General features: G+C 46.2%; 22 protein-coding genes. 3 read left to right on the forward strand and 19 right to left on the reverse strand.

Annotated elements, in window-relative coordinates; translation table 11 throughout:
• Positions 1-27: 27 nt before the first annotated feature.
• Both ACFCTO_RS07780 and ACFCTO_RS07785 read right to left on the reverse strand, forming a co-directional pair.
• Positions 28-942 (reverse strand): S66 peptidase family protein, encoded by a 915-nt coding sequence (locus tag ACFCTO_RS07780; RefSeq protein WP_499876680.1) that lies wholly within the window; start codon positions 940-942, stop codon positions 28-30.
• A 29-nt stretch (positions 943-971) separates the two neighbouring features.
• On the reverse strand, positions 972-1,445 hold the full coding sequence (locus ACFCTO_RS07785; protein ID WP_499876670.1) for a hypothetical protein: 474 nt from the start codon (positions 1,443-1,445) through the stop codon (positions 972-974).
• Positions 1,446-1,980: 535 nt separating this feature from the next.
• Between ACFCTO_RS07785 and ACFCTO_RS07790 the strand changes: the two genes are divergently transcribed.
• Positions 1,981-2,421, forward strand: a complete 441-nt coding sequence (locus ACFCTO_RS07790; RefSeq protein ID WP_499876671.1) for a transposase — start codon at positions 1,981-1,983, stop codon at positions 2,419-2,421.
• A 482-nt stretch (positions 2,422-2,903) separates the two neighbouring features.
• On the opposite strand, the gene carB is transcribed toward ACFCTO_RS07790, so the two are convergent.
• From carB to ACFCTO_RS07855, 13 genes are all read right to left on the reverse strand, one after another.
• Positions 2,904-6,107 (reverse strand): carbamoyl-phosphate synthase large subunit, encoded by a 3,204-nt coding sequence (carB, locus tag ACFCTO_RS07795; protein ID WP_303148059.1) that lies wholly within the window; start codon positions 6,105-6,107, stop codon positions 2,904-2,906.
• Position 6,108: 1 nt separating this feature from the next.
• Positions 6,109-7,167: a glutamine-hydrolyzing carbamoyl-phosphate synthase small subunit gene (gene carA / locus ACFCTO_RS07800; RefSeq protein ID WP_499876672.1), complete on the reverse strand. Its 1,059-nt coding sequence runs from the start codon at positions 7,165-7,167 to the stop codon at positions 6,109-6,111.
• Positions 7,167-8,453: a dihydroorotase gene (locus ACFCTO_RS07805; RefSeq protein WP_020310982.1), complete on the reverse strand. Its 1,287-nt coding sequence runs from the start codon at positions 8,451-8,453 to the stop codon at positions 7,167-7,169. The genes carA and ACFCTO_RS07805 overlap by 1 nt, the downstream gene beginning before the upstream one ends.
• Complete coding sequence (locus tag ACFCTO_RS07810; protein WP_292262007.1) at positions 8,437-9,381, reverse strand: aspartate carbamoyltransferase catalytic subunit; 945 nt, start codon at positions 9,379-9,381, stop codon at positions 8,437-8,439. Before ACFCTO_RS07810 ends, ACFCTO_RS07805 begins: the two co-directional genes overlap by 17 nt.
• 207 nt (positions 9,382-9,588) lie before the next feature.
• Entirely contained in the window at positions 9,589-10,086 is a 498-nt protein-coding gene (locus ACFCTO_RS07815; protein ID WP_499876673.1) for a copper amine oxidase N-terminal domain-containing protein, read from the reverse strand.
• Positions 10,019-10,492 carry a hypothetical protein gene (locus ACFCTO_RS07820; RefSeq protein WP_499876674.1) on the reverse strand — a complete coding sequence of 158 codons (474 nt, stop codon included), beginning with the start codon at positions 10,490-10,492 and terminating at the stop codon, positions 10,019-10,021. Before ACFCTO_RS07820 ends, ACFCTO_RS07815 begins: the two co-directional genes overlap by 68 nt.
• Positions 10,482-11,417, reverse strand: a complete 936-nt coding sequence (locus ACFCTO_RS07825) for a hypothetical protein (RefSeq protein WP_499876675.1) — start codon at positions 11,415-11,417, stop codon at positions 10,482-10,484. The genes ACFCTO_RS07820 and ACFCTO_RS07825 overlap by 11 nt, the downstream gene beginning before the upstream one ends.
• A 24-nt stretch (positions 11,418-11,441) precedes the next feature.
• A complete protein-coding gene (gene pyrE / locus ACFCTO_RS07830; protein WP_020310986.1) occupies positions 11,442-12,029 on the reverse strand; it encodes an orotate phosphoribosyltransferase in 588 nt (195 codons plus the stop codon).
• 6 nt (positions 12,030-12,035) lie between these two features.
• Positions 12,036-12,749, reverse strand: coding sequence for an orotidine-5'-phosphate decarboxylase (gene pyrF, locus ACFCTO_RS07835; protein WP_020310987.1), 714 nt, complete (start codon positions 12,747-12,749; stop codon positions 12,036-12,038).
• Between the two features lie 87 nt (positions 12,750-12,836).
• A complete protein-coding gene (locus ACFCTO_RS07840; RefSeq protein WP_370842555.1) occupies positions 12,837-13,766 on the reverse strand; it encodes an NAD-dependent epimerase/dehydratase family protein in 930 nt (309 codons plus the stop codon).
• Between the two features lie 51 nt (positions 13,767-13,817).
• Positions 13,818-14,621 (reverse strand): HD domain-containing protein, encoded by an 804-nt coding sequence (locus ACFCTO_RS07845; protein ID WP_499876681.1) that lies wholly within the window; start codon positions 14,619-14,621, stop codon positions 13,818-13,820.
• A gap of 104 nt (positions 14,622-14,725) precedes the next feature.
• Entirely contained in the window at positions 14,726-15,178 is a 453-nt protein-coding gene (locus ACFCTO_RS07850; RefSeq protein WP_418519483.1) for a VanZ family protein, read from the reverse strand.
• A 276-nt stretch (positions 15,179-15,454) separates the two neighbouring features.
• Entirely contained in the window at positions 15,455-16,486 is a 1,032-nt protein-coding gene (locus ACFCTO_RS07855; RefSeq protein ID WP_499876676.1) for a hypothetical protein, read from the reverse strand.
• Positions 16,487-16,635: 149 nt separating this feature from the next.
• Here ACFCTO_RS07855 and ACFCTO_RS07860 point away from each other — a divergent pair, with 149 nt between their 5' ends.
• Together ACFCTO_RS07860 and ACFCTO_RS07865 are read left to right on the forward strand one after the other, a co-directional pair.
• Positions 16,636-17,367: an FRG domain-containing protein gene (locus tag ACFCTO_RS07860; protein ID WP_418519477.1), complete on the forward strand. Its 732-nt coding sequence runs from the start codon at positions 16,636-16,638 to the stop codon at positions 17,365-17,367.
• A 5-nt stretch (positions 17,368-17,372) separates the two neighbouring features.
• A complete protein-coding gene (locus tag ACFCTO_RS07865) occupies positions 17,373-18,440 on the forward strand; it encodes a beta family protein (protein WP_418519474.1) in 1,068 nt (355 codons plus the stop codon).
• Between the two features lie 45 nt (positions 18,441-18,485).
• Here ACFCTO_RS07865 and ACFCTO_RS07870 read toward each other — a convergent pair whose 3' ends face one another.
• The 4 genes from ACFCTO_RS07870 to ACFCTO_RS07885 all read right to left on the reverse strand — a co-directional run bounded on the left by ACFCTO_RS07870 (position 18,486) and on the right by ACFCTO_RS07885 (position 24,269).
• Entirely contained in the window at positions 18,486-19,322 is an 837-nt protein-coding gene (locus tag ACFCTO_RS07870) for a sce7726 family protein (protein WP_481325515.1), read from the reverse strand.
• Positions 19,323-19,515: 193 nt separating this feature from the next.
• On the reverse strand, positions 19,516-20,940 hold the full coding sequence (wzx, locus tag ACFCTO_RS07875; RefSeq protein WP_499876677.1) for an O-unit flippase-like protein: 1,425 nt from the start codon (positions 20,938-20,940) through the stop codon (positions 19,516-19,518).
• A 15-nt stretch (positions 20,941-20,955) separates the two neighbouring features.
• Entirely contained in the window at positions 20,956-23,859 is a 2,904-nt protein-coding gene (locus ACFCTO_RS07880; protein WP_499876678.1) for a P-loop NTPase fold protein, read from the reverse strand.
• Positions 23,829-24,269 carry a P-loop NTPase fold protein gene (locus ACFCTO_RS07885; RefSeq protein WP_499876679.1) on the reverse strand — a complete coding sequence of 147 codons (441 nt, stop codon included), beginning with the start codon at positions 24,267-24,269 and terminating at the stop codon, positions 23,829-23,831. Before ACFCTO_RS07885 ends, ACFCTO_RS07880 begins: the two co-directional genes overlap by 31 nt.
• Positions 24,270-24,400 lie beyond the last annotated feature (131 nt).

Consider the following 24,400-nt stretch of genomic DNA (forward strand, 5'->3'; position numbering starts at 1 on the left):
CGATGATTTATGTTCGACATGCATATATTACAACGGCCGTAGACCGCAAACATCAATAAAGGTAAGCGATGCGCCCTCCCTGTCGGCATCGAGGCGGACTTTGACGCCGTAAGGCACGAAGGCCTTATCCTTGGTATGGCCGACGGGCAGTCCTTTGATGGCGGGTTTTCCAGCCAGATGAGCATAATAATCCAGGACCTGGTCCGTCGTGAAGTCGCCCGGGTCGTTGGGGCAGTCGGTGAAATCGCCATAGGCGATGGCGGCGACGCGGGACAAAAGGCCGCTCTGCCAGAGCTGGTTCAGCATGCGGTCAATGCGGTAAGCATCTTCGCCAGTATCCTCCAGGACCAGGATACAGCCCGTCCCATCGAGGGCATAAGGCGTGCCGACGAGGGACGTGAGAACCGTCAGATTGCCGCCGACAATCGGCCCTTCCGCCTGTCCCGGAACGACGGTCGTCAGCTTCCGCCCGGCCGGCAGGGCCAGAGGGCCTCGCCATGCATCTGTCGTAAGGCCCTGGAAGAACTGGCCTGCCGTATAGGCATCGGAGCCGCCGAGGGTGACCATGAGCGGTCCATTGGCTGTGACTAAGCGGCATTTTTCCCAAAGGGCAATCTGCAAGGCCGTCACATCGCTGAAGCCGACGACCAGTTTGGGATGAGACGCGATATATTCATAGTCCAGCTTATCGAAGATACGCGCCGAGCCGTAGCCGCCATTGAGGCAGATAATGACCTTGACATCATCGTCGTGGAACAAGGCATTGATATCGCGGGCCCGTTCCGCATCGGTCCCGGAAAAGAAACCATAATTCCCAGTGACCGTCGGCATCATCTTGACGCGATAACCGGCCCGTTCCAACCGGGCTACGGCCGCAGAAATATTCTGGCCTTCATCGTGCGTGGCCGGCGCTGCGATGCCGATGCAGTCACCGCGGCGCAGTGCCGGTCCCCGAAGAGCCGTTCCCGCCGTTACTCCCCCTTGTAGTAACGCTCCATGCCCTTGGCATAGCCATAGTCGTCATTCAGATATTGGCCCGTCTTCTGCTTATAACAGAGATTGACGGCGACGAAATCGGCAATCTGATTGTGCTTGATTTCCTTCTTGCGCATAGGTATTTCCTGCCAGCTATGGGTCGAATCATTATACAACCAGGCCTGGCCATGAGCCACCTTATAAGTCAGGGTGTACGTCCCTTCAATATTCCCCGAATCTTCAGGAGACTGGAAGAGATTGACCTTAAAAATCCAGCCCTGACCGTCATCCTTCACGGTTTCCAGCGAACTCAAATCGACGTACATTTCATAACCCATGCCAAAATTAATCGGCCGGTAATGACTATTCGCAGCCAAAGGACTGTTGAAAAAAGCCTGACCGCTGCCAAAACCTCCGAGAGCCACCGCGGCCCCTAATGATAAAATCATTAACCCACGTTTCATATTCATACCAAAAACCTCCCTTCAAAGTATGCCTTTATTATACGACAAAAAAGGGCTTGTCGCACGAAATCAGTAAGTTACACAGAAAGCCAGTTATTATTTCCAGATCGCCTGTCTGCGATTCGTAGGGGCGCCACGTGCCTTTCTGGCCCGTCTGGTGCCGACCACAGGAAGGCGCAGGACGGCTGCCAGAACGGACAGCCGTAGCGGGGCGCCCGCTTCTGAACCAGGGTGGATGAACACCACGTGCCTGACGGGTTTATATGTAGTCCCTTTATTCATATAAAGGAGATGTATTCAATTGCAGGCCGGCTCGCCCTCTACTGCGGTCCGTTTCAGCAGCCGTCCTGCCATTCATTTCATTCATGTCTTGACGGGTTGAAAAGGCACGTGCGAGCCCCTACACGTATGGACTACGATAATTTTTATATGAATGCAAACATTAAAAATTCTAATGAATACTTTGTGAATCATCATTTATTTTCATCATATTCTCATATGCCTTTGATAAAATCAAAAAAAATTCTCCAGGAGGCATATTATGTTACCGAAACGAAAAAATATCCGACTCCCTCATTACGACTATGGTCAAAATGGAATGTATTTCATCACGATATGCACAAAATATAAACGTCATTTATTTGGTGCGATCCGAAACTCAGCAATGCATTTCAACTCCCTAGGAAATTTAATCGCCCTACAGTTAGCCGCGGTTTCTGATTACTACAACAATATTCAAATAGTTCACTCCATCATCATGCCCAATCACATTCATTTTATCCTCAGTATCGAAACCAACAATAATGCCATCCGACTAGGGCGCATCATCAATAGATTCAAAGGAATGGCAACAAGTAAAGCAAAAATGTCTTTATGGCAGCGGGGATATTTTGAACATGTAATCCGCGACGAAAAGGAACTATTAGCCATCATGGAATATATAGAAAACAATCCGGCACGATGGGAATTACGCCATTTATAAAAAAGAATAATCAGCGATTCGTAGGGGCGCCACGTACCTTTCTGACCCGTCTGGTGCCGACCACAGGAAGGCGCAGGACGGCTGCCAGAAAGGACAGCCGTAGCGGGGCGCCCGCTTCTGAACTAGGGTGGATGAACACTACGCACCTGCCGGGTTTATATGTAGTCCTTTCATTCATATAAAGGAGATGTATTCAATTGCAGACGGGCTCGCCACGTGCGAGCCCCTACGATATAAACCGCCTCTTTATTCATGTAAATGAAATGTCCCCAATTACCAGACGGGCTCGCCCTCTACTGCAGTCCGTTTCAGCAGCCGTCCTGCCATTCATTTCATTCATGTCCTGACGGGCTGAAAAGGCACGTGCGAGCCCCTACGATATCGGCCCTTATGCATAAAAGAGAGGCCATCGCATGAGCGACAGCCTCTCTTCTTCGAGTTTATTCCTCTAAACTACAAACTCTGAGCTGTAAACTATAAAGTTATTCCATATCGTAATCCTGCAAGGCAGCGACGTGGTGGTAGCCTTCGTTTTTGCCTTTGTTGGCAAAGACGCGGAGGACTTCACGGGCTGTATCGAGGGAGGTCAGGCAGGGAACGGCGAGTTCTACGGCCATGCGGCGGAGGTTGAAGCCGTCGCGTTCCGGGTGTTTGCCATAGGTCAGGGTGTTGAGGACCAAGTCGATTTTGCCGTTGCGGATCAGGGTGGCGATATTCTGGCCGCCTTCGTGGATCTTGCGGACGATGTCGACGGGCATGCCGTGGTCGTTGAAGTATTTACCTGTCCCTTCGGTGGCGATGATGTGATAGCCCAATTCCTTGAAGCCTTCAGCCAGCTGGAGGGCTTCAGCTTTATCGCGGTCGGCGACGGTGACGAGGATCGTACCGCCAGCGGGGATCTTCATTTTAGCGCCATTGACGGCTTTGTACAGGGCTTCGGAGTAAGAATGGCCGATACCCATGACTTCGCCAGTCGATTTCATTTCCGGCCCGAGGGCGATTTCAGCCAGGCCGATCTTGCTGAACGAGAAGACCGGAGCTTTGGCGGCGACGTGTTTCTTGGCCGGCATGAGGCCGCTGTGATAGCCCATGTCCTTCAAGGTTTCGCCGAGGGCGATGCGGGTTGCGATTTCGACAATCGGGAAATGAGTGACCTTGCTCAGGAAGGGAACGGTACGGCTCGAACGCGGGTTGACTTCGATGATGTACAACTTGCCGCGGGAAACGACGAACTGGATGTTGACCGAACCTTTGACCTGGAGTTCCAGGGAAATGCGCGTCGTGTAGTCGACAATCTGGTTGATCATATCCTGGTCCAGATGCTGCGGCGGATAGACGGCGATGGAGTCACCGGAATGGACGCCGGCCCGTTCGACCTGTTCCATGATGCCCGGGATGTAGACGTCAGTACCATCGGCAACGGCGTCGACTTCGACTTCACGGCCGACCATGTATTCGTCGATGAGGATCGGGTGATCCGGCGAAGCGATGACGGCTTCACGGAGATAGCGTTCCAATTCTTTTTCGTTATAGACGATTTCCATAGCCCGGCCGCCGAGGACGTAAGACGGACGGACGATGAGCGGGAATTCCAATTCCTTGGAAACCTTCATGGCTTCTTTATCGCTGGTAGCGATGCGGCCATCCGGACGGGGAATGTTCAATTTGGCCAGGACTTCGTCGAAGCGTTCGCGGTCTTCGGCGCGGTCCATGCCGTCAACAGACGTACCGAGGACGGTAACGCCCCGTTTGGCCAGTGGAGCTGCCAGGTTGATAGCCGTCTGGCCGCCGAACTGGCAGATGACGCCGACCGGTTTTTCCTTGTCGACGACAGCCATGACGTCTTCGACAGTAAGCGGTTCAAAGTACAGGCTGTCTGACGTATCAAAGTCGGTGCTGACCGTTTCCGGGTTGTTGTTGACGATGATGCTGTTCATGCCGGCTTTGCGCAGGGCCCAGGCCGAATGGACCGAGCAGTAGTCGAATTCGATACCCTGACCGATGCGGATCGGGCCGGAACCGAGGACGATGACGCTCTTCTTGCCCAGAGGCTTGACTTCGTCTTCGTCGGCATAGTACGAATAGTAATACGGCGTAGCGGCTTCAAATTCGGCAGCGCACGTATCGACCATCTTGAAGGTCGGCGTAATGCCGTGGTCGAGGCGGAACTGGCGGACTTCGTCTTCCGTCTTGTTGGTGAAGCCGGCGATGATGGCATCCGGCATGCTGTAGCGTTTAGCCAGGCGGATGTTATCGACCGTCAGGTTGTTGCGCTTCAAGTCGAATTCCAAGTCGATGATGTTCTTGATCTTATGGAGGAACCACAGGTCATAGCCCGTGATGTAATGAATCTTTTCTTCGCTGATGCCGAGGCGCAGGGCCTGAGCGACGACGAAGAGCCGTTCGTCATCCTGTTTCTGCAGAAGTTCGACGATGTCGATGAGGGACTTGCTTTCGAGCTTCTTCATGGAAATATAGTTGACGCCGATTTCCAGGGAGCGGACGGCTTTGAGCAGGGCCCCTTCAAAGCAGCGGTCGAGGGCCATGACTTCGCCCGTAGCCTTCATCTGCGTGCCCAGGGTCTTGTCGGCGAGGGCGAATTTTTCAAAAGGCCAGCGCGGGAATTTGACGACGCAATAGTCGAGGGTCGGTTCGAAGCAGGCCGTCGTCTTGCCCGTAACGGCATTGGTAATCTGGTCCAGGGTCAGGCCCGTAGCGACTTTGGCGGCAACTTTGGCGATAGGATAGCCCGTCGCTTTGGAAGCCAGGGCCGACGAACGGCTGACACGGGGATTGACTTCGATGACGTAATACTGGTTGCTGTTCGGGTCCAGGGCGTACTGGACGTTGCAGCCGCCTTCGATCTTCAAGCGGCGGATGATGGCCAGCGATGCCGTACGCAGCATCTGGTACTGCAAGTCGTTCAGGGTCTGGCTCGGTGCGACGACGATGGAGTCGCCCGTATGGATGCCGACGGGGTCGATGTTTTCCATGTTGCAGACGATGATGCAGTTGTCGGCCTTATCGCGCATGACTTCGTATTCGATTTCCTTCCAGCCGGCAACGGAACGTTCGACGAGGATCTGGTTGATCGGGCTGAGTTTGATGCCGCGCGTGGCGATCATGAACAATTCGTCTTCGTCGTGGGCGATGCCACCGCCGGTACCGCCGAGGGTAAAGGCCGGACGGACGATGATCGGATAGCCGATTTTGTCAGCGAATTCGATGGCCGACGGGACGTCTTCAAAGATATCGCTTTCCGGAACAGGCTGGTTGATATCTTTCATGGCTTTCTTGAAGAGTTCCCGGTCTTCGGCTTCTTCGATAGCCGACAGATGCGTCCCGAGGAGCTGGACGTTATATTTTTCCAGGACACCGGCGTTAGCCAGTTCGACAGCCATATTCAGGCCGACCTGGCCGCCAAGGGTAGCCAGCAGGCCGTCAGGCCGTTCTTTTTCAATGACTTCCGTCACGTAGTCGAGGGAAATCGGTTCGACATAGACGCGGTCGGCAATGTCTTCGTCGGTCATGATCGTCGCCGGGTTGCTGTTGATGAGGACGACTTCCAGACCTTCTTCCTTCAAGGCACGGCAGGCCTGGGTGCCGGCATAGTCGAATTCAGCGGCCTGACCGATGATAATAGGGCCCGAACCGATAACGAGTACTTTCTTCAATCCTTCTATCATGTTAGTTTTCCTCCATCATCTTGACGAATTGTGTAAACAGATACAAATTATCAGTCGGTCCCGGCGAAGCTTCCGGATGGTACTGGACGCACATGATTTTCTTGGACGGGACTTCAAAACCTTCAAGGGTGTTGTCGTGGAGGTTGCGATGGGTGATGACGACGTCATCAGGCAGAGAGGCTTCGTCGATGACATAGCCGTGGTTCTGGGACGTGATGTAGACGCGGCCCGTGCGGATATCCTTGACCGGATGGTTGGCACCGCGGTGGCCGAAGGTCAGCTTGCGGCTCTTGCCGCCCAGAGCCAGGCCGAGCATCTGAAGACCCAGGCAGATGCCGAAAATCGGTTTCTTGCCGATCATCTTCTTGACTTCTTCGACGATGTACGGGACGTCTTTCGGGTCGCCAGGGCCGTTGCTCAGGAAGATACCGTCCGGATTGACGGCCAGGACTTCTTCAGCCTTGGTTTCAGCCGGGAAAATGGTCAGGCGGCAGTCGCTGTTGACCAGTTCGCGCAGGATGTTGGCTTTGGCGCCGTAATCCATGACGGCGACGTGGAAACGGCCATCGCCCATGTGCTTGATATCACGCGTCGTAACGCGGCGGACGAGCTGCGTTTCCAGCGGCGTATCGAAGAGTTCCTTGATAGCGCTTTCTTCCATCGTTTCCGGCACGATGACGCCTTTCATGACGCCCTGGCTGCGGATGGCCCGCGTAATGGCACGCGTATCGACGCCGTAGAGGCAGGGGATGTGGTGTGTCATAATAAAGGTAGACAGCTTGCCTTCGTTCTGCCAGTTGCTCGGTTCTTCACAGAGCTCGCTGACGATGAAGCCGGCAGCATAGGGACGGTCGGCCTGTTCGATTTCGTGGAACAAACCGTAGTTACCGATGAGCGGGTAGGTCATGGTAATGATCTGACCGGCATAGGACGGATCGGTGAACGTTTCCTGATAGCCTGTCATGCCCGTATTGAAGACAACTTCGCCGACAGCCGGTTCATCCATCAGCATGTTGCCATAAAACTTCTGTCCATTCTCTAATATGAGGACACCTTTCATTATAAAACCTCCCCGTTTTTCATTACAATTTCACCATTGACGATGGTAGCTGCGGCCTTGCCTTTGAAAATCATTTCATCGAAAGGCGACGCTTTTCCCTTGGAATAGAATTTCGAGGAATCTACCGTCCATTCTTTATCGAGATCGAGTACGGTCAAATCGGCATCCTTGCCCGGTGCAATGACGCCGGCGTCGAGGCCGAGGATCTTGGCCTGTGCCGTCGACATGGCATTGACCAGGGTCATGAGATCGATATGACCCGTATGATACATATAAGTCAGCATGGCGCCGACGCTCGTTTCCAAGCCGACGAAGCCGCTGGGAGCCAGGTTGAATTCCTGGTCCTTTTCTTCCCATTCATGCGGTGCGTGGTCGGTGACGACGGCATCGATGGTGCCATCCTGCAGGCCGGCGACGCAGGCTGCGCGGTGTTCTTCCGAGCGGATCGGCGGGTTGACTTTATACCGTGTTTCAAAAGTGCGCAGGGCTTCATCGGTCAGGATGAGGTGCTGCGGCGTGACTTCTGCCGTAACCTGGACGCCGCGCTTCTTGGCCTGGCGGACCAGTTCGACAGCGTTCTTGGTGCTGATGTGAGCGATGTGGACCGGCGTGTGTGTCGCTTCGGCCAGGAAAATATCGCGTGCGACGGCAATGTCTTCGGCGACAGCCGGACGGCCTTTGATGCCCAGTTCATTGGAAACGACGCCTTCATGCATGTTGCCGCCTTCGACGAGGCTCTGTTCTTCGCAGTGGTCGATGATGACCTTGTGGAACATGCTGGCATATTCCATGGCTTTGCGCATGAAATCGCAGTTTTCGACGTAACGGCCGTCATCGGAGAAAGCGGCGACGCCTTCTTTGGCCATGGCGCCCATAGCGGCCAGTTCCTGGCCCTGGAGGCCTTTGGAGATGGCGCCGATGATTTCGACTTTGACTTTGGCTTCCCGTTCGATTTTATACTTCATGCCGTCGACGATGATTGCCGAATCGATGACCGGCTTGGTATTCGGCATGGTCGCAACGCGGGTGATGCCGCCGGCAGCAGCTGCCTTCGTCCCCGTTTCAATCGTTTCCTTGCCGGACTGGCCGGGCTGGCGGAGATGGACGTGCATATCGATGAAGCCCGGTGCTACGACGAGGCCCGATGCGTCGAAGATTTCGGCGCCGTCAGCGCTCAGATTGGCTCCGACTTCCTTAATTTTACCATTTTCAATGAGAATGTCACAAATTTCATCCTGCTGCATGGCCGGATTTACGACTCTGCCGCCTTTAACGAGTAGTGTCAACGTCATCGCCTCCCATAATTGTCAGATATAATACGGCCATACGGACGGATACGCCGTTCTTGACCTGTTCCTGAATCGAAGAAAATTCACTGTAACATGTATCCGGTTCGATTTCGATGCCCCGGTTCATGGGACCCGGATGAAGGACGAGGACGTCGTCTTTAGCCCACTTGAGGCGGTCGCGGTTGATACCGAAGAGCGAATTGTATTCACCAGCGCTGGGGAAGAAGCCAATGCCCTGGCGTTCTTTCTGGATGCGCAGGACGTTGATGACGTCTGCATCCTGGATGGCTTCCTTCAAGTCGTAGTGGACTTTGACGCCCATGGCTTCCAATTCCGGCTGGAGCAGTGTCCGCGGGCCGACGAGGTGGACGTCAGCACCCATGGTCTTGAGGCCGTAGATGTTGGAGCGGGCGACGCGGCCGTGGTCGATATCACCGACGATGACGACCTTCAAGCCGTCGATATGGCCTTTGACTTCCTGAATGGTGAACATGTCGAGGAGGCCCTGCGTCGGATGTTCGTGGGCGCCATCACCGGCGTTGATGATGATCGGGTCGACGCAGCGGTCGGCAAACCAAGGCGAACCTTCCTGTTTCTGGCGCATGACGATGGCATCGACACCCATGGCCGTTACCGTCAGCAGGGTATCGCGGAAACTTTCGCCTTTCTGGATGGAGCTTCCCCGCGGCGTGAAGTTGATGACATCGGCGCCGAGATACTTGGCAGCCATTTCGAAGGAGCCGCGCGTACGCGTGCTCGGTTCCCAGAACATGTTGACCACCGATTTCCCTTTGAGCAGGGATAACTTCTTATTCCCGCTGTTGACGACGGCTTTCATCTTCTTAGCTACCTGCAGTATCAACTCAATTTCTTCTTTCGGTACTCCCTGGAGCCCCAACAGGCTTTTTCCCTGTATACTAACCATCGAATCCTCCTTGTAAAAAAGACCTCTGCCGCAGGGCAAAGGTCATATTATAAGCATGGCAAAATATGTCCCTTTTTAGCCTCTCCGGACTATATTAAAGGTACAATCTGAAAGTATTAGAATCGCACAGCCTCACGGGACTGCCACATATTCTTCTATATATTGTATCGACCAGGGCCTATAAAGTCAAGCAGTTTTTTTACGACTTCAATCCGTCGAGGCCGGCGTAATGGTCACGGCCTGGGGCGTAATGGTGACGCTGTTGTAAAAGGCTTCAAAGAGCTGGGCCGGGACGTACATCGTACCGTTGACATTGACCGGGCCGGCACCGTACTGGAAGATGTGGTTCAAGTTGACCTTCTTGATCGTCCCGATCCGTTCGTACCAGTCTTCACCGGGTTTGACGATGATATAGGCGATATTCATCTCGACGCGGACGCTCTGGTCGTCAGGATCCCAGGTCACGGTATAACCGAGTTGTTCCGCCACTTTACGCAAAGGAATCATGACCACGTTATTTTCCTGTAATACGGCTCCATCAGCCGGGTCCATGACCTTGCCGGCAACGGTCAGCTGGCACTGTTGGATCGCCGTCAGCCCCGGAATCGACGTATACGCCCCCATAACTGGTCCTTCATCATAGGCCCAGGCCGGCCCGCAAGCCAAAGCCGCCACGACCATTGCTAAGATAATACTCTTCTTCATAAGGGATCCCCCCTTTATCCAAAATAAAAAACGAATGGTAAATAAGGATATATATAATATATTCGACAAAACCCGCCGTTTTCCTGCTAATATTTAAAAGAACGCAGGTCGCAGCCCGCCACTGTAGGGGCCGTCCTAAGCCTTTTTGGCCCGTCAGGTGCCGACCAGCGAGAGGCGCAAGACGGTTGCCAAAACGGACAGCTGTAGCTAGGCGGCCCGCCTGAATCCTGGGAATAACGCTGACTGAGAGGTTGCTCGCTGTTTTCCGAAAATAAAAAAAGAACCTCTCAGAAAATAAAAAGCAACCTCTCAGACCACCTTCGGCGGCCAGCTCCCCTATAAAGGGAGCCTTGTAAAAAAAGCGCTGCCATAAAAGACAGCGCTTTTTTGCAAAACTAAAAATCAAAGAATCCCGTCTGGTCGGCCATGGGCACGACGGGGAATCCCGTCGGCACTGGCTGGATGATCATGAACACCAGAGCTACCAGGACGGCAATGCCCAGGGTGAGGTACGAGAAGCTTCCCTTTTCTTTATGTTCATACAAGCCGAACAGGCGGATGCCGACGGCCGAGCCGATAGTAGCGAACAGGGCGCCCAGCGAGAAATACTGGTACATGGCATACGACGCCAGCAGGCCGATGATCATGGCCCCGTTGATGACGATGGGATAGCACTTGGACAACACCGATTCGGGATTGCGGCGCATCGCCGTAAGCCAATCGGTCCCGTCGATGCCGCTCAGGCCGGTGAGGAACGTCGATGCGTAGAGCATCTTATCCCACCAGGCCGTCCCCTTGCGGCGGTCTCCCGTCCGCCACATGACGAAGGCGTAAATCAAGATGGTCACGCCGCCGACGATGTAGTAGTAATTTTCCGGGATGAACTGAACGATAGCCGCACCGATAGTCACCAGGATAACGGCGATGACGACCATCTGGCCGATTTTCCCTTTCGTCGGACGCGACTTGGCATCCATTTCCTTATAAATCTTGGCAAAGATTTCCATGAGGAAGGTAAAGACGAAAAAGACGATGCCAATGAAGGGATTGAGCGCAGCCAGGGCGATGGTGATCAAAATCGGGATGGCCAGGCGCACGCCGGGGAAAAAGGTGAAACTCTTGATCTTCATGACGTGGAGCTGAGAGTACACCGTAAAATACGTAAAGACATTAAACATCAACATAGCGGCAATACATTCGACAGGCTTGGCCCCCATATACAAGAACATGAGGAGGACGCACATGCTCATATTGATACCCGTAAAACGGGCGAACACCGTCCCCAGCAGGCCAGCCACGAAGAAAGGAGCTATGGCCGATAACATTTCCATGAACAAAACATCTCCTGACCCAGATTATTTCAGATGGTGGCTGCCCCGTTCGGTCATGGGGATGCCCTGTTTGCAGAGCGGGCATTCTTCCGGTTTGTACGTCGGGACGGTCAAATGCAGGAGAGCCTGGACTTTATCTTTCGGTACGCCGAATTCAGCTTTACCGCCGCTGCGGTCGACGAGGAGGCCGACACCGACGATGACGCCGCCGGCTTTCTTGACGACATTGACGACTTCCTGGACGGAACCGCCAGTCGTGACGATATCTTCGACGATGAGGACGCGTTCCCCCGGTTCGATATGGAAACCGCGGCGCAGTGTCATGACGCCCTTTTCACGTTCCGTGAAGATAGCCCGCGTACCAAGTGCCTTGCCAACTTCATGAGCCAGCAGGATGCCACCGGTCATAGGACCCATGACGGTCTGGACGTTCTGGTCCTTGAAACGTTCTGCCAATTCCTTGCAGAGCTTTTCCGTATATTCCGGATGCTGGAGGACGTTGAACTTTTCAACGTACAGCGGGCTGTGCAGGCCCGACGTCAAGAGGAAATGGCCTTCGAGGACGGCCTTGGTGTCTACTAACAACTGTCTTACTTCTGCTTCTGTCATCATAATTGATTATACCCCCTGAATTTCTGCTAAAATCTTTTGGGCTGCTTCCTTAGGATCGGCGGCCTTGGTAATCGGACGGCCGATGACTAAATGAGACGCCCCGTCGCGCAAAGCCTGAGACGGCGTCGTGAACCGCTTCTGGTCATTGGCTACGGCAAACGTCGGACGGATGCCCGGCGTGACGATGAGGAAATCGGGACCATTCATTTCCCGGATTTCTTTAGCTTCATACGGCGAAGAGACGGTGCCGTCGATACCGGCTTCCTTGGCCAGTTTCGCCAGATTCTTGACCGATTCGGCAATGCTGTACTTGCCGCCGATTTCCTTCCAGGCGTCTTCGTCGATACTGGTCAGTACCGTTACAGCCAGCAGGCGCGGCCGTTCGATATTCAGTTTGGCCGCTTCATCGCGGACAGCTTCTGCAGCCGCTTCCATCATAGCCCGGCCGCCTGTGCCGTGCAGCGTCATGAGGTCGGCACCGAGACGGGTCAGGGCGCGGATGCTCTGGGCCACCGTATTGGGAATATCGTGGACCTTCAGATCGAGGAAAACATGTTTCCCCTGGTCCTTCAAATACCGTACTGCATCGGGACCGGCACTGTAAAAGAGTTCCATCCCGACTTTATAAAAAGAAACACTATCGCCAAGGGTTTCAACGAGCTTCTTCATATCATCCAATGAATGGACGTCCAAAGCCGTAATAATGCGATCATCTGCCATAGGCTACCCCTCCTGTATATAAATGTATATAGGCATATCTAATTTATTGTGTCATGTTTTGGGAAGCCTGTCAAGGCAAAAAACGCCTTACTCCATCCATTGGCTGCGGTACCAGTCATAGGTCCGGCGGATTCCTTCTTTCAAATCCATTGCCGGCACAAAACCTAAATCCCTTTTCAAGGTCTCATTACTGAGGACCGACCGCAGGATATCGCCCGTCCTGGGTGCCGTATACTGGACGGGGACCGTATAGCCGACGGCTTTTTCAAAACTGCAGATCAAATCGTTGATGCTCGTTTCCTGTCCGGTCGACACGTTCATCGTGTGACAGCCTTTGAGCGGCAGCGCCCGGATGATGGCCTGGGCGATATCGCCGGCATAGACGAAATCGCGGGTCTGATTGCCGTCGCCGAAGACCGTAATCCCCTGACGCTGGGACAAAAGCTTGCAGAAAATACTGACGACGCCGCCTTCGCCCTTTTCGCCCTGCCGTTCGCCATAGACATTGGCAAAGCGGAAGACCGTCGCATCCATGCCATATAATTCGTGATAGACCCGCAGGTAATGTTCCGTCGTCATCTTAGTGATACCATAAGGGGACGTCGGCACGAACCGTTCCGTTTCCTTCAGGGGGATATGGAGGTTGTCGCCGTAGACAGCGGCACTGGACGAAAAAAGGATGTGCCTTGTGCCATGGATCCGGCAGGCTTCCAGCACGTGGAGGACGCCTTCCAGATTAATCCGGCAATCGAGGACAGGCTGTTCCACTGAAGTCGGGACCATCGTCTGGGCCGCCAAATGGATGACGGCATCAAAGTGATGGTCGGCAAAAAGGGCGTCTACGGCCGCTTCATCGCAGACGTCGCCTTCTACCAGTTCCATCCCAGCCGGTACATGTTCTTTGGATCCGCTGGACAAATTGTCAAACACGACGACGTCCATATCGCGCCGTCCCTGGAGCTGTGCCAAAATGTGTGACCCAATGAACCCGGCTCCGCCAGTAATCAATACTTTCATGATATAAGTCCCCTATCAAGGATATAGTAATCTTTCATCAATTCAATTACACTATATATTTTTATATATTGTACCAGTAAACGAGGGCTGAGGCAATGTTCCTGTGCCGCGGACTAATCGTCGGATTTCATCCAATTTCCCTTCACTATCGACGTTCTGTGAATGGAAATCGAGGAGCCTATCGAGATAGCCCTGTTCCCGCGCCAGCTGCCGGCTCTTGGGATAGACTAAATCAAAATAGAGGCAGAGGGCGCCGACATAAAAATCCATGAAAGTCTTCTTATCCTGCGTCCGCACCAATTTCCCCTGGCGGGCCTGAGCCATGACGACATCGGAAATAGGCTGGTTTTCAAAGTCAGACCAGTCGACGTTCCAGATATTCTTCTTTTGGCGCATATACATGACATAAACCCGGAAAATATCGATTTTGTCGGCATCGCGGATGAGCTGGCAAAAGAGTTGCTGCCGCGGCGTCAAATCCCGGCGAAGCTGATAGACATTATGCTGGTCAATAGCCATACAAATCACATCATCCTGGCTCATATCGTCCAGAAAATCGCGGATATGGCCGTCAGCAAACAAGTAATGCGCCCCGTATTTGGCATGATCCATGGACCGATAATCGACGAACGTATGATACTCCCGCAGCTGCTCAAAGCGGCCGATATCGTGGAGGACGCCGATGAGCCAGGCCAAATCCACATCAGCCTGAGACAAATCCAGACTCAGAGCAATCTGTTCACACAACCCGCTCACCCGCAAAGAATGAGCATACTTCAGCCGGACGCCTTCTTCCTTTTGGTCAAAGCCCTGGACGTACCGCGTAAATTGTGATACCACAAAATCCCGATCCATACGACTCACCGAACCACCTTCCTTATGTATCCTTAATATAATTCAATTATAACGTTAATTATATCATATACGAGCAGACTTGATAATAACGCAGGCCACTGGCCCTATCTTCGTATGGCACAGATGCCCCGCTTCACTCCCCGGATGACCATGACTAAAACAATGCCAATTATACAACCGACACCGTCGAGCACCACGTCATGCCACGTCGACGTCCGGCCACCGGAAAGCAGCTGAATATATTCGTCAATCGCGGCCACGCTGATTCCAATCAGGAGCACCCAAACTTTATGAGAGCGCCGCGAAACTAAGACAGAAAAACTGCTCAACACGACGCCCAATGTCGTATATTCCGTCAAATGCGCCAAGCGCCGGATATGCCCGTCGCTTAAATACGGTGCCAGCTGCGTCCCCTGAAGATGTGACAAGGCAAAAGCCAGCATGCGCCGGCTCTCGGCATGTGAAGCCACACCATTCTGCATAGAATGCCACCAAATCACACCGATGACAGCAGAAACAAGCAAAAAACAAAGAAAAATAAGCCACCTATGTTTCATAATATTCACCAAATTTATTTTTCATCTATATTCATTACAAAATGAGCCGGCCTTTCTCCAATTATTTTACGCCATCAAACAAATATGCCCCACTCAGGGCCATCGTAGGGGCCGTCCCGGTCAGGGCGGCCCGCCGCGAACAATTGGCCATACCGCAAAAAAATTCACCAGACGTAGTTTAAACATTCTTATTTTCTAATCTTAATCAACAACAGTACATCCCTATAATAATTTCCACATTTTTATTTCGAATTGATAGTCTATTTTTCATATAATTCATTTTTCATAGAAAGAATCAATGGGATAAAATTTTAGCAATGATTCAGCAGTAGTAAGCACTCTGTTCAAAAACTCTTTGTGTACAGCAATTAAAAAGTCATTAACTTTGTGTCTATTATGATAAAAATGATTTCTGTTCTTAAAAGTGACAAAATGAGCTCCTTCCATATCTGGAAATAGTATGAATCTTTCGATAATCTGTTTATTTTGAAGACGATAAAACATCTTAGGATATATTTCTAACGTTCCATTATGAATAACCTGATTTCGTATTGCAATAATCATATTGATGATATCGCATTCTTCAAATATAGTACCAGGCAATTTGTTCATTTTAAGAAATCTCTTTGCAGACCATAATTTATCTTTGCTTTTAAATCTAGGTACTATAGAGAAATCATCTCTAATATTTTCAATTTCATAAACAATTTTACAAAATAAATCTAATACAGCATTAGCTTTAATAAAATAATTTTCTACGCAAGCATGTACATCTCGTATCTGAGAGGAGGCCGACCAATAAATACCATCATCACGCCCTTCGATCTCCGTATCTAATGGACCCGCTTCCGCCAACTTAATATAAAACTTTATAAAACAGCGATTCACTTCTTCTAATAGGTTTTGAAGGGAACTTACTAAATAATGACAATCTCCTACATAAATAAACTTATTTAAATCAGGCACTACCTTCAATAACAACTTGTCGCGGGAATATTCCCCAAGATACTTTTCTAGGTCTTCTTTCGAAGCTGGAAAATCAGATTCAAGTCCAGCCTTAAGAAATATACTCGGTATATTGTAGCACTGAGATTGATACCTTTCATAATCCGGAAAATATCTACATGTAATTACATCATATATAAGCACTAATTTGTTCAACGCCTCATGAATCAAAGAATCATAAGAATAAGTAAATGTATTTTTGGGATATTCTAATTTTTGTATATAGAAATCTTCACATTCATAATTTCTTAATGAATCATCAATACATATTCCATTTTGTAAATACGTTTTAAACAGTTGCATTTTTTATCCTCCTTAACGCATCTAATCGCATCACAGCAAGACAAATCCTTGCTAATTTCTAAACAAAATAGTATACTTCAATTAAGAAGATTTATTCGGGAAATATAAAATATATTTATCTTTCATCCTCTAAAATGTGAGGTGCTGACATGAAAAAAGAGACTAACATCGATTCCGTTGAAATCAAATCATTTGAAAAATTTCTTCAATTTTTGTACGATGCTAAATTCACAGATGATTTCATCTTTCGAGGAGTGAATGATATAGACTATGAATTAATTCCTAAAATAGGTAGAGAAGTTTACGTAAAAAAACATTCGGGTGGCACTTATTCCAGTGAAGAACTTTCTAATTTAGAAAATAAACTTTGGGATGACTTTTGTAAAATGGCAGTTCCTTACGATGATTTACGAAATATATCACCATGGGAGTCATTGGCTACAGCTCAACACTTTGGTCTCCCCACTCGGTATCTAGACTGGACAAAAAATCCATTAATTGCTGCTCATTTTTCTGTTGAAAATGCCACTAATGATTCTGCCATATATATCATAAATTCTTTGCAGTTTAATTCAAATCACATGGAGTATGACAATCCGTTTGAGATTGAAGATGAAATCATATTATACATTCCTCCCTATATCAATCAGAGAATCATTGCTCAAAAAGGATTATTTACAGTTCATAAAAATCCAATGCAGCCTTTAGATAAAACAAAAATAAATGATGCAGAATGCCAAATAACTAAATTGATAATAAAAAAACAATGTCACGCAGAATTCCTTAATAGCCTTGATCATTTTGGAATTAATCGTTCCTTTATTTACCCAGGTCTCGACGGTCTGGCATCTTACCTAGATTTTAAAGCAAAAAGCAGGTGATAACTATGCTATATATTCCAATATTAAAAAACCGTACTGTTGAAATGAATATTTTTGAGGAATTTACAAAAAAGAAATTATGGGGTCCATACATTATCCCGCTAATAGAATTAGTCCAAGAAAAAACTAAAACAAATGCTAAGAATACCTCTTTAGATGAAATAAAAGAATTATTAAAAGAAAACCACCAACAACTATTCATAGATTTCTTTCGCTCAACAAAGCTAAATAATACCCAAAAAAGTATTCAAGAGTACTTGAATAAAGTAAATCGTCAATCGGGATTTTATATCACGGAATTAATGCAATTACAGGAAGTATCCGAACAGGTAATTCCTGTAATATCCTATTTGCCAGAACTTTCTACTGTAGAAATTCATAATAAATTAAAAGATGACTTTTATCAGTTACATCAACATTTTATAAAAATAGCATTTCGTATACAAGCATCTACTTTTTTAGACTGCGTCCCTGTGTTAGAAAATCTCTTGGATAAAAACAGCTATTTGCTTATTGACATCGGGACAGCACCTTATAGTAATCCCGTATTTAAACCTGTCTGGAATGCAGCAGAAAATTTAAAAAAGGAAAAAAATTGCACTACAATTGTCTTAAATGATAACAGACCTAACAATCTCTATAATAAAGATTTAAAAGATAAAAGCCCTATTCCTGAAATCGACAATGGGTTAAGAGATTACTACGTACAAATCCACTGCGATGGTTTCGGTGATTATGCCGGAATTACCTCGTCTTTACCTACTAATGGAGGACGTATCAGTCCAGCAGGGATATATTATTCAAAAGATAATAACTGCTTTATATCCTTTGTTGGCCGAGCTGCACAACTCTCAGAATTTTCCGAATACATTGCCCCTAGCATTGTAGAAAGTAAATATTGGAACGAATTTTCAGTTAATCATCATAAATCTTGTCCAGGTTGTCAGAAAATAGAAAAAATCACAACCCCAACTGATCCTTATACAGGAAAAAGTCAAGCTATCTGGAAAGGGATTACCATGAGTCACTACATTTATACAATGAACGAATACGCCAAAGAAAACTCGCATTAACACCATTTATCCCCGCTATGAAACTCCTCATAACGGGGATAAATATTATTCATAAAATCCATCTACTGACATAGTTGACCGGAAAAATTCTTGTACATCGATAGGCAGTATATGTTCCATATTAGCTACAAGAAAATTCCATTTTTTTTCATAACGTTTTTTTAAAATTTTCCGATATACGGCCCAAGCATTTCGTTTTCCCACCAGGGATATTGCTATTTTTTCCTTTTCAATGCGTTTAGTTGGGCATGTTAAATTTGATAACGCTTCTATAAACATTGTTAATTCAGATGAAGAAAAATTTTTTATGCAAAAATCAAGGTCGCCTTTATTTTTTTCTGCTTTTTTCTGATGGGAAAATTTACATAATCCATTCTTTAAAGTATAGGCAATAATGCCACATCTTTCCGGGAGATATGGCTTTAAACTTTCCACTCGTTGCAGAGGAGTCACAACATAGACAAAATCAAAAGCTTTCTGGTAATTCGGCAATTGTGTTGACAAGCGTTTAAAAGTATCATATTCTGTCTTAATTTCGTAGGCATAAGTATGTCCATTAATTCGACATAAATCAATACGGCTTGAACCTATACTCATTTCAAACGCTACTATATTTTCAGTTAAATGGGTCATTTTTTTTATTAAATAATATTTGATAACCCGTTCACAAGGATAGTACTTCATCAATAAAGCATTAATAACTTTTCCAGGAGAGCATACTTCGGATAATTTTTGCAAACAGCTTATGCTCCGCGGAAAAGAATAAGCTAACTGCTGCCATTGCCTTTCGGGAAGATCAAAAATATTATAGGATTGATTCAAAACTTTACAGCCTGAAACAATCTCTTCCTGAGAATACTCCGCTTCTATTTTTTTAATCAAATCACAACATGTTAACACCACAAATAACAACCTACTTATATATTCCAATAAAAAAACTAAAGCTGAACAACTTAGCTCTGCTCCCCTCTTTTTCGACAATATAGGGTAATAATTTTTATTATACTATGCTTGTCCAAAAAAGGAAACAAAAAAAACAATCCGGCCCAGTAATTTCACCGCAGCCGGATTATTTTTATGATTTCGTTTTAAATACTTTGTTCCCAATTATCCGCATAAGATCCGATGTTCCCTGTCTCATCAATCTGATTTCTGTGGTATGCAGATAGCGATTGACGACTTGGTTCCATTTCCAGTTATTGTAGATGGACTGGACCGCTAAGGGAATAAGGATGAGGCCCCATAATCCTAAATGGAAGTAGGCTAGTCCGATATAGGTGGCACTGATGCTGATGACGCCAAAGAAAATAAAGCTGAAGGTATATGGCAGTTTATTCATAGTGCTGATAAAGCAGGCAGAACTTCGATGGCGGTTCAAGAGGTAAATTGACAGTGCCAGCATCAGGAAGGCCGGTCGTTCAATGACGAAGTCATGGCGCAGGAGTTGTACGATGGGAATACCAATCGCTGCAAAAACGATGATGCCCCAGAAACTGAGATGAAAGGCACAGACCATGGACTTCGCGTATAAATCTTTCATAACTTTCCAGTTGCGGGATACATAGGCCGACTGGATTGCCGGAACATAGGCACTGAACATACCAGAGGCGATACTAATCAAGGCATTGACAACTTGCATGGAAAAAGAGTAAATCCCCGTTTCATACAGAGTCAGGAAACCACTACTCATTAGTACGGTAGCCTGCCCTGTCAGATAAGCCGTTACCGTAACTAATCCATCCCGCCAGGCATTGGGCCACATCATAGCTAAAACATGGCGCTTGGAATAATCTGTCTGATGGCGATATTTTCGGAATAATTCATCAAACTTGTGGGCCTTGATGAGATAATATTTACACAAAAAGCGTAAAACAAAACCGCTGGCAAAATAAGCCACGCCAAGACTGAGAATCCCAAAGCCACAAACAAGGCCGAGTGTTCCTAATATCAAAAAGGCACCTTTCGATAAAATCTGTGCCCGGTTTTTATGAAAAATATCGCCGATACCGACGAGGACGACAGCATAGTACCCTATATAAAGATTAATAAAGGTTGATGCTATATAAAGCATCCAAGTAGCATAAACTTGCCAAGATAAATAGGCCGAGGCGATGCGCTGCACGTACAACGTACCAGCACTGACCATAACTAAGGTAGCTACACAGGCAATGCCGAAATATAAGACCCGGCAAGTACTCAAAATCCCATAAACCAAAGCGTAATTCGGTCCACTTCGTTCACCAGAAAAGACAACGCCCTGTTTCTTTAAATCCATAGCTCCACTCCACGCATAAGTCATGCAATGACTCAGAGTCGGCGTAAAGCCACTATCAATAAGTTCAACCATACCACCAATACTAACGAATACGTACCACAAACCCAAAATATCTGGCGGCAAATAGTGAATCAGGACGGGCAACCATATAACCTGTGACCCAAGGGAGAAAAATATCCCCAAGTAATTCCATATAATGTCTTTCTTTTGCGTGTTAATCTGCATATTTTCCCCCAACCACTATGACTGTAAATTCTTTTTAAGGACATCAGAAGGTAAAAAGTTCATTCGTACTGCTAATCGTCTAGCAGCAGGATTAACACTCTCTCCAGTAGCTCTTTCCATAAGTGCTCTATAAAAATCGCTTTGCTGAATTTCAGCAGCATCATATATGGTTGAAATAGTTCTGCTATGGTCATTCATCCATTTCAAACATTCTCCATCATCCAACAAAATTACCGGAAAAATGCACCGCAGTGTATCCTTTTTAGGACCTTCCTTTTTAAATATGTATTCATCAAAAAAAGATATCCAAAATTTAAACGATGGAGCATCAATACTGGATTTAAGAAAAATGCCATATATATCGCAAACTAATTGCGCTAATTCATGGCCAGATTTTTTTAACACGCCAATAAAATTATGCCATTTCTCTATATCCGTAGGAGTTTGCTTATTCTCTGCTTTTTCTTTCAAATAAGCTTTAACAGCCTCATATGCTCTTGAAGGCCACTGATAAGAGATAAGCAATCCAACTTGAATATCATACGTATTTAAATCATTGTTAATGACAGATTTCCAACTTCCGGTATCCTTAGTATCTAAATAACTCTTAATTCTACTTTTGCAGTGATCATACAGCTTGCTGTTGGGAACAGTTTGTATTTCTTTTAATACATCAATGGGTAGTGATGAAATAATAGCATCATCACTAATATCTGCAACAGGAAGATCATTGAATGCCGCTTCCCATTGATTAAATTGAATCCCTAAAACATCTTCTATCATTTTAAGACGAGGGAGAATCCTTATTTCCGTAATTTTGCAATTTGATGCTATCAATGCATGACAAATAGCTTTATAAAACTCACTATTGCCTAAACCTGAATCATCCACTAATTGCATAAAAAGACCCGCTGAGGATATATAATCTGAAATTACAGACCGAACAGGCTCAATAAGGCGCTTTTGCTCCTCTTCATTGGAAGAAAGAAAGTTGCCTAACCCATTTAATTGACTATACGAAAAATGAGAATAGCCTATAGCGACTAAATCATAATAAAAATCATTTTGCTTATCCGCTTGTGAAAAAATTGAAGTATAGGTACTCCATGCTAAATTTTCAAGTTTTACAACACCTGGAAATTGTTTTAAAACACCAATAAAGCCTTTAAAACTATCATAGCTTGTAGTATTTACTACATTTTGCTCTAAAAAAGTTTTATATTCCGACAAATCATACTGGCATTTTAACAATTCTTTGATGTAATCAATGTCACTTATATTTTCTATTGGATATTGAGCCAAATAATCATTGATTTGCTTTGCATCGCAAACCAATTTATAATTGCGTAAATGCTTCCCAGATGACATAAAAGTTTTGTACTGATCAAGGCTACATTTTCGTTCACTAAGGAATTTAAAAATATCGATTTGGTATTTTTTCATTACAGAATCCAACTGATCGATATTATTTGAAAAAGTATTTGCATTAAATTCCTCATCGCTAATACTGTATAAATTTTTAATAATATCTTCAATATATGTAATTTTCTTTTCTCGCGTTATTTTATCGAGCAATATTAACTGATAATCCATAACTTCATGATATGCTCGTCCTTTATCCCAATTCATTATACGGCTAAAAATATCATCCCATCTATTTTGATAGATGTCCTCACTCTGAAATTTATCCTGACTTAACTGAGATAATGCAATGACAGCATTTCCCATATTAGTTATATGATTTAAAACTTCTCCTAACATAGAATCAAAATTAGGATTAGCCGAGATTCTTTCAACTTCATTCGTATCTTGATTTTCCAATGCCTGCTTCAATGGTCTAGACAAGGCAACTTGAAGTCCCTTGTCTAGAGGCACTTGATAAATCAAGGATGCGATAGATTTAAAATATTCATCTCCTCCATCTTGATTAACTAAATAATCTAATGGCTTTAAATAATCAAATTTAGTCAAAGCATTTGTAATATTAGATAAAATATAATTCTGCTTTTTAATAAAAATAGCAATATATCTTGATTTAATTTGATTATCAACCCCCGACAACTTGATGGTCGCAAACTCATTAATAAATGCAATAATATTCCTAGGTGTGATCACTTTGGTAAAAGCATCGAAAATTCTTTTCACATAGTCAAATTCAATCTCATCTTGAACGGATTTAAAAGCATCTGTCCAACGCTCTCTAAAAAAAGCTTCCCAATCGCTTAAAACAGGTAACGAGACACGAAATACTAAAGAAAACGTCTTTTGTATAAAATCATCAACCAAAGCCAATTGATTAATTTTTTCTGTATCATATGTAGTCATTTTTTTATCAGTATCATTCGCGGTATTTAATTCATTCTCCTCTTCCTGATAAAAAGCATCTCTAATTTTATTCTTGTCAAACGGCACTAAAACAAGGATATTATGCAATTCAGCTGCACTTGAAAAGCACATATGAATCGTAGCCCATATGTCTTTAACTTTTTCCTTATTCATTCGATCAATGTTATCTATTACGATAACCAACTTATTTTGCTGAAGCCCATCGTCAAGCGCATGAAGGAAGTTTTTAAATGAATTAGACGACGGATTAAATTGATTTATTCTCTTCGCCGTAGTGTTTTTTTCTTCATTTTTTCGATAGACTTGTAAGGTCTTATTTTTAAGGCAAGAAAAAAAGAATCCTATATTCTTTATCTTCTCGCCAGATTGACTTTGTCTTTTAGCTTCGTTAAAGGCTTCTCGAATAATAACCCAAACCGCTATTATAAAAAACAATCCGGGTATTGCATTAAAAATCCATCCCAGGAAAGGAAATTTTTCAAAGAGAGGCAAATTCTTAACAATATCACTTTCATGAATAAGTTCAACTAGAGGAAGACAAACTATCCCCAATACACTGAAAAAAAAGCCCATGAAAACTCAGGTCTCTGAACAGTCCGTACTAAAACTTCTGTTCCTAACGTTTCTTCCCTAATATCTGCTAACTTATCACACGTACTACAAATATTTTCCTTATCAACAAAATCTGAAAGTTCTTCAATGATAGCACGTCTATGTAAATCTTCTTGATGTCCCCAAGCATCATAAAGAAAAAAAGAGTAACCTTTACCTTTCAGTTTTTTTTCTAGGATTTTTACTAAATTGCTTTTCCCAGTTCCCCATCCGCCTTCAATACCTATAAGTCGTATCGGTGTTTTTTCATTATCAATATTCAGAATTAAATTTTTAATTGACTCTGCAATATGTTCTTGTGATTGGCTGGCAAATTCATCTTTGCCAACAGGAACATTTTGCAGAATTTTAGGAGTTACTATATCAGGCATTTTTCCACCTCATCTAACAAAAAATTTGTCTCGATTGCATTCGAATCTACTAACAATCGCGTTTTTTCGATTCATTGCGCTCTTACTTTAACTATCATGACAATCGGTTCCACTGAAAAGCCTGTTCATCG

It is taken from the genome of Megasphaera indica (genome assembly GCF_046614755.1).
In the GTDB taxonomy this organism is placed as follows: domain Bacteria; phylum Bacillota; class Negativicutes; order Veillonellales; family Megasphaeraceae; genus Megasphaera; species Megasphaera intestinihominis.